Genomic DNA, 12,331 nt, shown 5'->3' with positions numbered 1-12,331 from the left:
GTCTTACGCCTGGCCTCCCTGCTTTCTCACCCTTGCCCCGGAGACCTTCCTTGAAACTGCGCCAATTCCTGCTTGCTGCCGCGGCCGTGATCGGCCTCACCCTTCAGGCGCTGCCCTCTGAGGCCGCACAACCGCTGCGCATCGGCTTCAGTGACTGGCCGGGCTGGACCGGCTGGCAGATCGCCATCGACAAAGGCTGGTTCAAGGAAGCCGGCGTGGATGTGGATATGGAGTGGTTCGATTATTCGGCCTCTCTCGACGCCTTCGCGGCTGGCAAACTGGACGGCGATTTCGTCGGCAACAATGACTCCCTGGTGATGGGCGCGAGCGGTACCAAGAACAAGATCATCTTCCTCACCGATTATTCGAGCGGGAACGACATGATCCTGGCCAAGCCCGGCATCCACAGCCTCAAGGATCTGAAGGGCAAGAAGGTGGCGCTGGAAGTGGGCGTTACCGAACAGCTTCTGCTCGAATATGGGCTGAAGCAGGCCGGCATGGCGCTCACCGATGTAACCCTCGTCAACGCCAAAACCGCCGATACGCCGCAGATCCTGGCCTCCGGTGCGGTCGCCGCCATCGGTGTCTGGCCGCCCACCTCAACCCAGGCCGAGATGCAGGTGCCGGGCTCGCGGCCCATCTTCACCTCGGCCCAGGCCCCGGGGCTGATTTTCGATGGTCTCGCGGTCTCCCCGGAAAGCTTCGCGAAGCGGCGGGCGGATTGGGAGAAGGTGATGAAGGTGTGGTACCGCATCGTCGACTACATCAACGATCCCAAAACCGCCGATGATGCGCTCGCCATCATGGCGGCGCGCGATGGCGTGGATGCGGCAACCTACAAACGCTATGTCAAAGGCACGCATATCCTCTCGCGCGCGGAATCGGCGGCGGCCTATGTGAAATCCGATGCGCTGACTTCGCTCTACGGCTCGGATGCGAATTCCAATGCCTTCAATCTGCGTACGGGGGTCTACAAGAATTCCCAGGATCCGGCAGATTATATCGATAACGCTCTGATGGCGGGCCAGTAATGCCGAGCGTGCGCAGCGCCGCCTTCGGCTGGGGCTTGAGCGGCGGCGCAGCGAGGCCGCGCATGGCCCGGCCGAACTGGCTGCGCATTCGTGGCCCTCTGCCGCTCGGCACGCGGCGCATGTTGGGGCTCTGCTCCTTCCTGCTGCCACTGCTGGTATGGGCGATCGTGAGCTACGTGCCCTTCATCTGGCATCCGAATATGCTCGTCACCAATCCCGGTGATGTTGATTACTTCCAGGTCGGCATGTCGGTGGATCGCGCGACCTTCGCCTCCGAAGTCACCTCCGCCCTGCAGGCGAAGCAGGCACCGCCGCAGGGCGTGCCGGCCAATCCGCTCTATCTGCCATCGCCGGGCGCAGTGGCTTCGGCCTTTATCGCGGCCTTCACCAGCTCGGCGGGCAATGCCGAAGGCGGCTGGATGCTTGCCAGCCTCTGGAAGAGCATTCAGGTGATCTTCTGGGGATTTCTCATCTCCTCGCTGATCGGCGTGCCACTCGGCATTCTCGCCGGGGCCAATACCGCCGTCTCACATCTGGTGGAGCCGATCGTCGAATTCTTCCGCTATCTGCCAGCCCCGGCCTTCGGCGCGCTCGCCGTTGCCGTGCTCGGCATTTATGACGGGCCCAAGATCGCCATCATCGTTATCGGCACGCTGTTTCAACAGATCCTGATCGTTGCCAATACCACCCGCAAGGTGGAGTTCGGTCTGGTGGAGGCGGCCCTCACCCTGGGCTGCCGCAATGGCCGCCTTCTGTCGAAGGTGATCGTGCCGGCCATTCTGCCCGATCTCTACCGCGATCAGCGCGTGCTGCTAGGCTGGGCCTGGACCTATCTGATCGTCGCCGAACTCGTAGGCGCAACCTCGGGCATTTCCCTCTTCATTACCCAGCAGGCGCGCCACCAGCATTTCGCTGCCGTCTTCGCGGGCATCGCCGTAATCGGCATTGTCGGCCTCGGCACGGATCTGCTGCTCGGCCGTCTCGGGCGCCGGCTCTTCCCCTGGGATCGCTCCGCCGCCCTCTGAATGAAATGGACACTGCATCATGACCGATCAAGAGACCGCCTCCGCGCTTGATCCGCCGCCCGATGTGGTTGCGCGGCTGGAGCGGATGAAGGCGCGCGACGTGATCCTTCGCGTGGAGGGTCTGGACAAGCAGTTCACCGGCCGGGGGCGCGGCGTGAAGGCGCTGGACGGCATCCGCTTCCAAACCCACCGGCGGGAATTTCTCTGCATCGTCGGGCCCTCGGGCTGCGGGAAATCCACGCTCATCCGCATTCTGGCTGGGCTGGAAGCGGCGAGCGGCGGCGTTGCGCTGCTGGATGGCGTGCCGATCACCGGGCCGGGGCGGGAGCGCGGCATGGTGTTCCAGGGCTATACGCTCTTCCCCTGGCTCACCGTGAAACGCAATGTGATGTTCGGCCTGGAGATGACCGGCACCGGCCGTTCGGAAGCTGCGCGGCAGGCCGGGGAATGGCTCGATCTCATCGGCCTCAGCGCTTTCGCGGAGGCCTATCCGCATCAGCTCTCGGGCGGCATGAAGCAGCGCGTGGCGATTGCCCGCGCCCTTATCAACCAGCCGCGCATCCTGCTGATGGACGAGCCTTTCGCCGCCCTCGATGCGCAGACGCGCGCGCGCATGCAGGCCTATCTCCTGGATATCTGGAAGAAGATCGATGTCACGGTGATCTTCATCACGCATGACCTGGATGAGGCGATCTATCTCGCGGACCGGATCCTCGTGCTGTCGCCGCATCCCGGCCGCGTGCAGGAGATGATCGAAGTGCCGCTAGCCCGGCCGCGCAGCCCTGCGCAGGTGCAGTCCGCGGCCTTCCGCGCAACCAAGGCGCGGCTTGAGTCTCTCATCCACGCCCCGACCTCCTCGGCGGCTGAGGAAGAGCCCTATCCCGCCATGCCGCTGATGGCGAATGTTCTCGATACCGTTGAGTGATGAACCCGCGTGAGGCTTAGGATGACCGATTGCCCGACCACCGCCCCGGAGCCGGATTTCAGCAAGGGTGCCGCCTGGATCGAAGGCCGCTATGTGCCCATCGCGGAGGCGCGCATTCCCGTCACCGATTGGGGCTTCACCCGCGCAGACGCGACTTATGATGTGGTGCATGTCACCGATGGCCGCTTCTTCCGGCTTGAGGATCATCTCGATCGCTTCGAGCGGTCGTTGCAGGGGTTCCGCTTGTCGCCGCCGGTGGACCGGACGGAGATCCGCGCCATCCTCCACGGCTGCGTGGCGCTGAGCAACTTGCGAGATTCGTACGTGGCCATGGTCTGCACGCGCGGTCGGCCACAGGTTGCGGGCTCCCGACGCCCGGCCGATTGCCTCAACACCTTCATCGCCTATGCCCTCCCGTGGATCGATGTCATTACCCCCGAGGTGCAGGCGCGCGGCGCGCATCTCTGGCTCGCCTCGATGCCGCGTATCTCCCCAGCCTCGCTCGATCCTACCTTCAAGAACTACCTTTGGCGCGATTTCATGAGCGCGCTGCACGAAGCCCATGATCATGGATATGACACGGCGATCCTGCTGGATCAGGAAGGCTATGCTACCGAAGGCGCGGGCTTCAATGTCTTCATCGTCAAAGGTCGCGAAGTCATCACGCCGGATCGTGGCGCGCTGGAAGGCATCACCCGCCGCTCGGCGCTGGAGCTGTGCGCGGAACTTGGCCTGGAAGGCCGAGTCGCGGCGATGCGCCTGGAGGATCTGATGGCGGCAGATGAGGTCTTCACCACCACCACCGCCGGCGGCATCATGCCTTGCGCCCGCGTGGGCAATGCCACGATCGGCACAAATATCATGGCGAATGATCGGCCCGGCCCCGTCAGCCTCGCGCTCAAGGCGCTCTATTGGCAGAAGCACCGAGAAGGCTGGCACGGCTCGACCGTGGATTACACGGCGCGGCCGCAGCACGGCTGATGGCGCATCATCTCATCCCGGCGCGGCCGGAGAGCATGGTCTTCGGCTATCTCGATGCGCGCATCCCGCCGGTGCTCACGGTGAACTCGGGTGATACGGTAAAACTCGAAGCCGTGCCGGCCGGGCGCGAAGATCGCCTGCCGCCAGAGTGCGCGCGCGTTCCGCCGCTCTACCGTGCGGCGCTGGCCGCGCATCCCGGCGGTTTCGGTTCGCATTTTATCACCGGCCCAGTCTTCGTGCGCGGAGCCGAAATCGGCGACACGCTGCAGGTGGAGATCCTCTCGGCGCGGCCGACGATAAATTGGGGCTTCGTTTCCATCGAGCCGCTGGCGGGCACGCTGCCCGCGGTCTTCGACAGCGCAGAGACGGTGCATCCGGCGATCGACGTGCAGGCCGGCACGATGACCTGGCCCTGGGGCGGCACCCTGCCGCTTGACCCCTTCTTCGGCATCCTCGCGGTGGCGCCGCCGCCGCGCTGGGGGCGGTGCATCTCCGATGTGCCGCGCGCCTTCGGCGGCAATATGGACAATAAGGAATTGCGGCCAGGCACCATGCTGTATCTGCCGGTCTTCAATGAAGGCGCGCTCTTCATGGCTGGAGACGGGCATGGCGTGCAGGGGGATGGCGAGGTCTGCGTCACGGCGCTGGAAACCGGGCTTACCGGCACCTTCCGGCTGACAGTGCGGAAGGATTATCCGGTTGCGCGGCCCTTCGCGGAAAGTGAGACGCATCTGATCGCAATCGGGCTGCATGAGGATCTCGATGATGCGGCTGCTCAGGCGGTCGCAGAAATGATCGATCATCTCTCTCGTCGCACCCGGCTAACCGCGAGCCAGGCCTATATGCTCTGCTCGCTCGCTGGCGATCTGCGGGTGACGCAACTGGTTGATGGCAATAAGGGCGTTCACATGATGCTGGCCAAGGCGCATTTGCCGAACGCTGTATAATGCAATGCTCCGCGTCTTCTCATTTGTGGTTGGAGCAGGGTGCCCGTGTTGATGAGCCGTCCGAGCCTACTGCCGTTTATTTAGACTTTCGCTCATAAAGCCGACAGTCTGATTGCCGGTTAGCGGTCGGGCTGGTCGCGACCCAACCCGGGCACTCAAAGCCTCGGGCATGTTTCTCATAAGCGGACATTGCATCAGTCAATGGTGCTGATGATGTTCGTCGAATGATGCCACGCTGCTTTAGCTTCTTTTGCCCCATAGTAGACAATGACCAGACCAGCCAGAGGGTCAGCCCACCACCAGCCAAGCCAAGCGTCTAGGACGGCCCCGGCCAGGACCGCCGCAGCCAGGTAGGCGTCAACCAGGGTCACATGTGCTTCCGTCATCAGGACGGCATTGCCCAACTTCTTCCCGGTGACCGATTTTCCCCAGGCGAGCAAAAGCATCACGATGACCGTCACAACTAGCCAAACCGCGCCAACGAGAGAAACGCCGGGCCGGTGACCGATGGTGAAGACATAGATTGACTGTGCAAAAACGTAGAGCGACAGAGCGCCGAAGGCGACGCTGAGCAGCCGGAGCGCTCGGCTCTCTCTTTGAGCGTTCACACCCTTGAGCTGCCACACCACGATCGTTGATGCGAAGATCTCAATGAGACTGTCCAGCCCGAAACCGGCGTAGGCGGCTGACCCGGTGTGTATTGCTGCGATTACAATCACCACCGTCCCGACGATATTCCAGGCCAGGGTCGTGTATTCAAGATACAGACCTGTTCGGATACTGCGGAGGTCGTCGTTCGGCATTATACCCCAACCTTCTCATCGTCCTGCACGAGACGGATCAGGCTCAGCGCCGCAAGGAACCGAGACAGGCCCGGGTCGTCGACAAATTCCGCCGCTTGCGAGAAAGAAAGCCAGAGCCGATTGCGCTCCGTGGCTTCCTTCCAGTCAGCGTGATGCTCGGAGACGTCCAGCCGGAACACTGTGATGTCCGACGTGACCAGCTTGCCGCTCGGCAGTTTTTTGGTGGAGCGGTAGTGGCCCAGGGGTATCTTGCCAATGGTGCCGGAGACCCCGGCCTCTTCAAACGCTTCCATGGCAGCCACTTCCCAGGGCTTCATCGCTTTCTCGGGGTTGCCCTTAGGGATGATCCATCGCCCCGTGCCGCGCGACGTCACGAGTAGGACCTGGAGATTGGTGGCGATGCCCATCACAGGGAGCGCCGCATATTGTCGGAGCAGCTTAGCCATCTTTTTGGAATGGGGAGGTTTTCCACCAAACGCAAGCCATTCGGCTGGATTTGCTGGGCTCAGGTGACACTACGGTCCTGATGGAGGAAAGTCTTCCCGTCTCGATAGATAGGAGTGAGGCGCGTTGACCTTGGGTGAACTAGCCGGTCAAGGCTGGATGCAGTTGGGCGAGTTGGGGCTTGCCTTCGTCCTCTCGGCTTTGATTGGACTTGAGCGGGAGATCCGGCAGAAGGCGGCCGGGCTTCGGACCTATACGCTGGTTGGGGTCGCCGCAGCCTTGTTTATGCTCGTCTCCAAATACGGGTTCATGGATGTGCTCGAGACCTATCGCGTGGTCCTCGACCCGTCGCGTGTGGCGGCTCAGGTCGTCTCAGGCATCGGTTTCATCGGCGCCGGGGTTATCTTCATGCGGCGGGACGTGGTCCGGGGGCTCACGACAGCAGCCTCTGTCTGGGTCACGGCGGCCCTCGGCATGGCCTGTGGCGCGGGTCTGCCGATTCTGGCGGTCGCCACCACGGTTGCCCATTTCATCGTCATGCTGGTCTTCCCGAAGCTCGTGGAACGGCTGCCCAAGCCACGCCGCATCACCAACGACCTGCAGATTTCCTATCAGATGGGCGGGGTATTCTCCGTCAGATCCTGATCCGCTGTACCGAACTCCGCTTCGCCATCGACCGCGTCCGGATCGACCGTGACGGTCTCGCCGAAGCACGCGAGGAGACCGAGGACAACGCACATGGGTTGGACGGCAGACGCTTCAGGGAAGCGGTCACCCTGTCCATGCAGGTGAAAGGCAAACGTCCCATCGAGCATCTCATCGCCAGATTGACCGAGGTCGAGGGTGTGCTCCGGGTCGCCACCACGAGCGATGGCGAGGATCTGGAATAGCGCTGCGATCTTTGAAGGGGGCCTGCCCGTGACATGGCAATGCGCGTGAGCGCCTTACGATTGCTCCACGCGCAGGCGGGCAATCTCATCATGGCACTCTGTGCGGCCATCAGCGCCTTGATGGGGCTGGGCCATGTCGACTGGTGGTGGCTTGGCTTGGTCGCTGCCGCCTGGCTCGTTGGATACCGCGCCACCAATCCAGCAGATCGGCCCGCGCTCCCGCTTGCTCGGCCTGTCGGCACCGCTCTGTTTTATATCTTCGGTCTCATTGGCACAGCCATCTGTTACGTCATCGGTCTGGCCGTCAGCACCTTCTAAGTTTCCTCGTTTAGTCTCGCATGCGCTGCGAAAGCGGTACAGACTGTTGATCAATGTCTAAATTCCCTTCGCAGGTGCGCCCGTTTGGCGCCGCCCCTGGAGAATCTCGCATGTTTCTTCGAGCCTTCCGCGCCATCATGCCCCAGGACGGACAGTTCATCACACGGTTCACCAAGCATTCGGAACTGATCGTGCCCGCCGCCGTCGCCTTCCGGGCGCTCATGTCCGGAGATGGCCAGGCGGAGAAGCACGTGGCGGAGATCAACCGGCTAGAAGATGCGGCCGACGACATCGCGCGCGAGACGGTGCTCGCCATCCATCGTACCTTCGTCACCCCATTTGACCGGTCCCAGATCCTGGACCTCATCACGGCGCTCGACGACACGATCGACCTCATGAAAGACACCGGCAAGCGGGTCATGCGTTACGGTGTGGATTTTACCCCTGAGATGCAGGGCATGGCGGATTGTGCCGTCCGCGCGACGACAGCAATACGGGATGCCATGCCGCTGCTCGGCTCTATCCAGCGGAGTTCAGAGCGTCTGTCGGCCATGTCGGTCGCCGTTCGGGCCATCGAGAGCGAAGCCGACGATTTCCTGGACAATGGCCTTAGGACCCTTTTCGTAAGTGACACGTCACCCGGCTACAAGCTGACGGTCGAGAAGGTCTATGACCTCGTGGAGGCTGTGGTCGATCGCTGCGAGGACGTGGTTGATGTCATCGACGGTATCGTGGTCGAGCAGGTTTAGGCGGCCATCGATATGAACGGCATGATCGTTGGCACGCCTGTGCTCGTCTTCCTGGTCGCCGTGGCCCTGATTTTCGACTTCCTCAACGGGCTCCACGACAGCGCGAATTCAATCGCGACCATTGTTTCCACACGGGTCCTTCGACCGGTCACGGCGGTGGTCTGGGCGGCCTTCTTCAACTTCATCGCCTTCACCGTCTTCGGCCTGCATGTTGCAGCGACGATGGGCAGCGGCGTAGTCCATGCCGCTATCGTTGACCCCGTCGTCATCTTCGCGGCGCTGTTCGGCGCGATCACCTGGAATCTGCTGACCTGGTGGCTGGGCATCCCCTCCAGCAGTAGCCACGCTCTGGTGGGCGGCTTGGTCGGCGCCGGGGTTGCCAAGGTAGGGCTATCCGCCATTGTCTGGGGTGGTCTCGCCAAAATCGGGGCGGCCATCGTTCTCTCGCCCTTTACCGGCCTTATCCTGGCAATGCTATTGGTCCTGGCCGTCTCTTGGGCCTGCCTCAGGTCCACGCCCTTCGCGGTCGATCGGCGGTTTCGCTACCTCCAGCTTGTCTCATCAGCGCTCCTCAGCTTGGCCCATGGCGGCAACGATGCCCAGAAAACCATGGGGATCATCACGGTCCTGCTCTATTCTCAGGGCCTGCTGACCGGCCCCTTTCATGTCCCGCTCTGGATCGTGCTGAGCTGCCAGTCGGCCATGGCGCTCGGAACCCTCTGCGGGGGCTGGCGTATCGTGCGCACCGTCGGGTCCCGCATTACCCATCTGACACCCGTTCAAGGCTTCTGCGCCGAGAGCGGCGGCGCCATCGCGCTATTCGGTGCCACCTGGCTCGGCATCCCAGTCTCCACAACCCACACCATCACCGGATCCGTCATTGGCGTTGGTGCCGCCCGGCGTGTCTCCGCCGTCCGATGGGGTGTCGCCCGGAATATCGTGGTCGCCTGGGTTATCACGCTGCCTGCCTCGGCCCTCATGGCGGTTGCCTGCTATTGGCTCGCGTCTCTGGCGATCCGCTAAACCAGTGCGCATCCGCACATTGGGAGCAGTATGACCCGCCCAGGAGGGCTTCCGTCAAAAATGGCACCAAAATTGCTCGATCAGACACATGCCCAAATCTGACCGTGACACGGATCTTCAATATGGTGCTTTGCCCTACCGTATGGGACGGCACGGGGTCGAGATCTTGCTCATCACCAGCCGCGACACGGGGCGTTGGGTCATTCCAAAGGGCTGGCCGATGTTCGGCAAGAAGCCTCATCGGGTCGCAGAAATTGAGGCATTCCAAGAGGCCGGGGTGAAGGGCGTCATCAAGAAAAAACCGCTCGGAGCCTATCCCTACCCTAAGGTCATGCCTAATGGCGCTATACGCCTCTGCCTTGTCGAAGTTTATCCCCTGCGGGTAACGATGGAGGCCATCAAATGGCGGGAAAGCGCCGAGCGAGAACGGTTGTGGTTTCGGGCCGACGAAGCAGCTGAGCTGGTCGATGAAGGCGGTCTAGCCCTGCTGATCGACGCATGGCGATAATCTTCAACCCAGGATCTGCGTCAGCCGTTATGTCACAATGCCGTCGAATCGACACGGTCACGCGAGCTTGGGTTGTTTATTTTTTCTGAAGGCCTTTTGTCTACAAGCCGACCTTTGTTGGCAGGACAGGGCATAATGATGAAACGGCTTCTTCTGGTCGATGATGAAGAGACTATTCGGTTTCTTGCGGCGGAATTCCTTCGTGATGAGGGGTTTGACGTTGTCGAGGCGGAAAGCGGCGATGACGCATTGGGTCACCTTCGTCAGTCCGAGGCTTTCGACATTTTAGTGAGTGACGTCCAAATGCCTGGGCTTCGCGATGGTGTTGATCTTGTAGCCTGCGCGAGAGCGATTTTGCCGAATATCGCAGTTGTCGTCGTCTCGGGATATGCGGCGAGCCTGTCGGAGCGGCTAGCTGCTCTGCGACAGCCTCACGAGTTCCTCCCAAAGCCGTTCCACCTGACCGAGCTTACAGACAGCATAAATCAGGCAGCCGCCAAGCACGCTTCAAACAATTCGCTTCGGAGCGAGGTGCGCGTCTAGCTACGGCTTCCGCCGGCCAATCGCAATTCGTCGCCAGTTTGCAAATCGGTGTTCTGTCGTGAAAGCAATAGACCGCGCTCGCGCTATCCTCAGGCGGGCGTGCTGAAGACAAAGAGTGATGCTGTCCGCTGGTCGAGGGTGGCCTGCATTCCGCAGATCTAGGGTTGCACGAAGATCGCCCAGGCCGGGCCAATTCGCGACCCTGCAAGGCAGCGCGTTATCATGCAGCCCTTCAACTCTGTCGCCATTCCGCGCTGGAATATGCATTAGTCCCCCCGACTCCCTACAGTCTGCTCTCGCAATCCCTCATTCGAAGCGAAGGCGTCATTCGGCGCACCAACGCTCGTGTCCGAAATAAACCGGATTGGCGGAACAACGAATTTTTGAGGGAAAACTGATGAGACCGAAGCTAGAAGGCAAAATTGCAGTCGTGACCGGTGCCAGCGCTGGTATTGGCCTTGGGATAGCGAAGGCGTTCGCAAATGAAGGGGCGCGCGTGTTCATTACTGGCCGTCGGCAATCAGAACTCGATAAAGCCGTAGCCGAGATCGGCAATGACACTATTGGCATCCAGGGCGATGCCGGCAATCTTGCTGACCTCGACGTCCTTTACAGGATTGTCCAGGAGAAGGCTGGCCGGATCGACGTGCTGGCGCTCAATGCCGGATTTTATGAATTTATGAACGTCAAGGAGATAACCGAAGAGCATTTCGACAAGACCTACAACGTTAACGTCAAGGGTCTGCTCTTTGCTTTCCAGAAGGCCCTTCCATTGCTGCCGAAGGGTGCGTCGGTAATCTTCACCGGCTCAATCGCTGGCTCGATCGGCATTCCAAACATGTCGGTATATTCCTCGACTAAAGCCGCCGTTCGTAACTTGGCTCGAGGGTGGTTGCACGACACCAAGGACTTGAACATCCGAATTAACGTGTTGAGCCCCGGTCACACTCTGACGCCGGGCCTACAGGCGTTAATTCCCGGTGCAGCGCATAATGGCATTATCAACACGATCCCCCTCTCGCGGCTTGGCACTCCCGACGATCTGGGTAAAGCGGCAGTCTTCCTGGCATCCGACGACAGTGCCTACATCACGGGCATTGAACTGGATGTTGACGGCGGAGTTTCTCAATACTGAGAGACACTTTAGGTTGGACGGCAGTCTGACTGCTATCTGCCGTCCAAGCAGTGAGATGCGCTTCAGTGTTTCTTAGCAAAGTGTTATCGAGTGCCGGTGCGAACCGTAGCCCCAGCAACTGATCATAATAGAGGGAGCGTCTGCTTCTTCGCGACCGAATCTTATAAGGAGACATTCAGCTCTCCCCCCGTCACCAAAGAGAGCCACATATCCTGTTCGGCGCAGCCAGCCGTCGATCTTGTAGATTTCCTTCGGCCAAAGTGGCCGACAGGAGGATAGCATGGGGTATTCGGAGTTTGATCCGGCGACCAAGGAGCGGCGTCCTTGGAACGCGGGACGCATGGTGGGTGCCAAAAGGGCGCTCAAGCCGCAGCAGGTCTGGGCTATCCGATTTTGGTTGGATAGCCACCGGCGCATGCGTGACCGGGCCATGTTTGACTTGGCGATAGACAGTAAGCTTCGAGGCTGCGACATCGTTCGAATGCGGATCAGCGATCTGGTGAGTGGAGGTCGCATCCGGTTGCGCGCGACTGTCACCCAAAAGAAAACTGGCCGCCCGGTTCAATTCGAACTGCTAGAAGCGGCGCGGGCCAGCCTCCAGGCGTGGCTGGAGCGGCGTGGCGGCACGCTTGAAGACTATGTCTTTCCTAGCCGAACCAATCACGAAGAACATATTGGCACCCGTCAATATGCTCGGCTCGTTGACGAATGGGTTGAAGGTATCGGCCTTCGCCGGGAGGACTACGGCACGCATTCGCTCCGGCGAACGAAAGCATCGATCATCTATAAGGCCACCGGCAATTTGCGGGCCGTTCAATTGCTGCTTGGCCATACAAAGATCGAAAGCACCGTGAGATATCTGGGCGTCGACGTCGAGGATGCGCTGACGCTCGCGGAACGGACAGAAATTTGAGCCGCTGGGTAGCCCTGGCTTGACTCGCAGGGCTACCCTCGACCCTTCCAGGTCGTACAGGCATATCCGGTCGGTTCCCGAAAGCAGACGTTAGCT

General features: G+C 61.0%; 16 protein-coding genes. 14 read left to right on the top strand and 2 right to left on the bottom strand.

All coding sequences use genetic code 11. From position 1 onward, the window contains the following. Positions 1-50 precede the first annotated feature (50 nt). From ASILVAE211_RS22435 to ASILVAE211_RS22415, 5 genes are read left to right on the top strand one after another with little or no spacing between them, the layout of a single operon-like run. Positions 51-1,031, top strand: a complete 981-nt coding sequence (locus ASILVAE211_RS22435) for an ABC transporter substrate-binding protein (protein ID WP_227323600.1) — start codon at positions 51-53, stop codon at positions 1,029-1,031. Continuing rightward, positions 1,031-2,056, top strand: a complete 1,026-nt coding sequence (locus tag ASILVAE211_RS22430; protein WP_227323599.1) for an ABC transporter permease — start codon at positions 1,031-1,033, stop codon at positions 2,054-2,056. Before ASILVAE211_RS22435 ends, ASILVAE211_RS22430 begins: the two co-directional genes overlap by 1 nt. 19 nt (positions 2,057-2,075) lie before the next feature. Next, positions 2,076-2,981, top strand: coding sequence for an ABC transporter ATP-binding protein (locus ASILVAE211_RS22425; protein ID WP_227323598.1), 906 nt, complete (start codon positions 2,076-2,078; stop codon positions 2,979-2,981). A 21-nt stretch (positions 2,982-3,002) separates the two neighbouring features. Then, on the top strand, positions 3,003-3,962 hold the full coding sequence (locus ASILVAE211_RS22420; protein WP_227323597.1) for an aminotransferase class IV: 960 nt from the start codon (positions 3,003-3,005) through the stop codon (positions 3,960-3,962). Next, entirely contained in the window at positions 3,962-4,909 is a 948-nt protein-coding gene (locus ASILVAE211_RS22415; protein ID WP_227323596.1) for an acetamidase/formamidase family protein, read from the top strand. The genes ASILVAE211_RS22420 and ASILVAE211_RS22415 overlap by 1 nt, the downstream gene beginning before the upstream one ends. Positions 4,910-5,103: 194 nt before the next feature. Here the strand turns inward: ASILVAE211_RS22415 and ASILVAE211_RS22410 are convergent, their stop codons facing one another. Both ASILVAE211_RS22410 and ASILVAE211_RS22405 read right to left on the bottom strand, forming a co-directional pair. Then, positions 5,104-5,712 (bottom strand): cation diffusion facilitator family transporter, encoded by a 609-nt coding sequence (locus ASILVAE211_RS22410; RefSeq protein WP_227323595.1) that lies wholly within the window; start codon positions 5,710-5,712, stop codon positions 5,104-5,106. Further along, entirely contained in the window at positions 5,712-6,119 is a 408-nt protein-coding gene (locus ASILVAE211_RS22405; RefSeq protein ID WP_227323594.1) for an NUDIX hydrolase, read from the bottom strand. Before ASILVAE211_RS22405 ends, ASILVAE211_RS22410 begins: the two co-directional genes overlap by 1 nt. A 163-nt stretch (positions 6,120-6,282) precedes the next feature. On the opposite strand from ASILVAE211_RS22405, the gene ASILVAE211_RS22400 reads away from it, so the two are divergent. The 9 genes from ASILVAE211_RS22400 (at position 6,283) to ASILVAE211_RS22365 (ending at position 12,235) form a co-directional block, all read left to right on the top strand. Then, on the top strand, positions 6,283-6,801 hold the full coding sequence (locus ASILVAE211_RS22400; protein WP_406566090.1) for an MgtC/SapB family protein: 519 nt from the start codon (positions 6,283-6,285) through the stop codon (positions 6,799-6,801). Positions 6,802-6,899: 98 nt separating this feature from the next. Continuing rightward, a complete protein-coding gene (locus ASILVAE211_RS26560; protein WP_406566089.1) occupies positions 6,900-7,046 on the top strand; it encodes a hypothetical protein in 147 nt (48 codons plus the stop codon). A gap of 45 nt (positions 7,047-7,091) precedes the next feature. Continuing rightward, positions 7,092-7,364: a hypothetical protein gene (locus ASILVAE211_RS22395; RefSeq protein WP_227323593.1), complete on the top strand. Its 273-nt coding sequence runs from the start codon at positions 7,092-7,094 to the stop codon at positions 7,362-7,364. Positions 7,365-7,474: 110 nt separating this feature from the next. Beyond that, positions 7,475-8,113 carry a DUF47 domain-containing protein gene (locus ASILVAE211_RS22390; RefSeq protein WP_227323592.1) on the top strand — a complete coding sequence of 213 codons (639 nt, stop codon included), beginning with the start codon at positions 7,475-7,477 and terminating at the stop codon, positions 8,111-8,113. 12 nt (positions 8,114-8,125) lie between these two features. Beyond that, positions 8,126-9,136 (top strand): inorganic phosphate transporter, encoded by a 1,011-nt coding sequence (locus ASILVAE211_RS22385; protein WP_227323591.1) that lies wholly within the window; start codon positions 8,126-8,128, stop codon positions 9,134-9,136. Between the two features lie 88 nt (positions 9,137-9,224). After that, a complete protein-coding gene (locus ASILVAE211_RS22380) occupies positions 9,225-9,644 on the top strand; it encodes an NUDIX hydrolase (RefSeq protein ID WP_227323590.1) in 420 nt (139 codons plus the stop codon). Between the two features lie 135 nt (positions 9,645-9,779). After that, positions 9,780-10,187 carry a response regulator gene (locus tag ASILVAE211_RS22375; protein WP_227323589.1) on the top strand — a complete coding sequence of 136 codons (408 nt, stop codon included), beginning with the start codon at positions 9,780-9,782 and terminating at the stop codon, positions 10,185-10,187. A 397-nt stretch (positions 10,188-10,584) separates the two neighbouring features. Beyond that, the gene (locus ASILVAE211_RS22370; RefSeq protein ID WP_227323588.1) at positions 10,585-11,322 is read left to right on the top strand and encodes an SDR family oxidoreductase; all 738 of its coding nucleotides are present in this window, start codon (positions 10,585-10,587) and stop codon (positions 11,320-11,322) included. A 280-nt stretch (positions 11,323-11,602) separates the two neighbouring features. Then, a complete protein-coding gene (locus tag ASILVAE211_RS22365; RefSeq protein WP_227323587.1) occupies positions 11,603-12,235 on the top strand; it encodes a tyrosine-type recombinase/integrase in 633 nt (210 codons plus the stop codon). Positions 12,236-12,331: the final 96 nt, after the last annotated feature.

The sequence above is a fragment of the Acidisoma silvae genome (genome assembly GCF_020618775.1).
In the GTDB taxonomy this organism is placed as follows: domain Bacteria; phylum Pseudomonadota; class Alphaproteobacteria; order Acetobacterales; family Acetobacteraceae; genus Acidisoma; species Acidisoma silvae.
This window is presented reverse-complemented; position numbering and strand designations above follow the sequence as displayed.

What these genes read in the sequence shown, in the direction of transcription:
- ASILVAE211_RS22430 (WP_227323599.1), top strand. Translation starts at nt 1,031, where the DNA reads ATGCCGAGCGTGCGCAGCGCCGCCTTCGGCTGGGGCTTGAGCGGCGGC.
- ASILVAE211_RS22425 (WP_227323598.1), top strand. Translation starts at nt 2,076, where the DNA reads ATGACCGATCAAGAGACCGCCTCCGCGCTTGATCCGCCGCCCGATGTG.
- ASILVAE211_RS22420 (WP_227323597.1), top strand. Translation starts at nt 3,003, where the DNA reads ATGACCGATTGCCCGACCACCGCCCCGGAGCCGGATTTCAGCAAGGGT.
- ASILVAE211_RS22415 (WP_227323596.1), top strand. Translation starts at nt 3,962, where the DNA reads ATGGCGCATCATCTCATCCCGGCGCGGCCGGAGAGCATGGTCTTCGGC.
- ASILVAE211_RS22410 (WP_227323595.1), bottom strand. Translation starts at nt 5,712, where the DNA reads ATGCCGAACGACGACCTCCGCAGTATCCGAACAGGTCTGTATCTTGAA.
- ASILVAE211_RS22405 (WP_227323594.1), bottom strand. Translation starts at nt 6,119, where the DNA reads ATGGGCATCGCCACCAATCTCCAGGTCCTACTCGTGACGTCGCGCGGC.
- ASILVAE211_RS22390 (WP_227323592.1), top strand. Translation starts at nt 7,475, where the DNA reads ATGTTTCTTCGAGCCTTCCGCGCCATCATGCCCCAGGACGGACAGTTC.
- ASILVAE211_RS22385 (WP_227323591.1), top strand. Translation starts at nt 8,126, where the DNA reads ATGAACGGCATGATCGTTGGCACGCCTGTGCTCGTCTTCCTGGTCGCC.
- ASILVAE211_RS22380 (WP_227323590.1), top strand. Translation starts at nt 9,225, where the DNA reads ATGCCCAAATCTGACCGTGACACGGATCTTCAATATGGTGCTTTGCCC.
- ASILVAE211_RS22375 (WP_227323589.1), top strand. Translation starts at nt 9,780, where the DNA reads ATGATGAAACGGCTTCTTCTGGTCGATGATGAAGAGACTATTCGGTTT.
- ASILVAE211_RS22370 (WP_227323588.1), top strand. Translation starts at nt 10,585, where the DNA reads ATGAGACCGAAGCTAGAAGGCAAAATTGCAGTCGTGACCGGTGCCAGC.
- ASILVAE211_RS22365 (WP_227323587.1), top strand. Translation starts at nt 11,603, where the DNA reads ATGGGGTATTCGGAGTTTGATCCGGCGACCAAGGAGCGGCGTCCTTGG.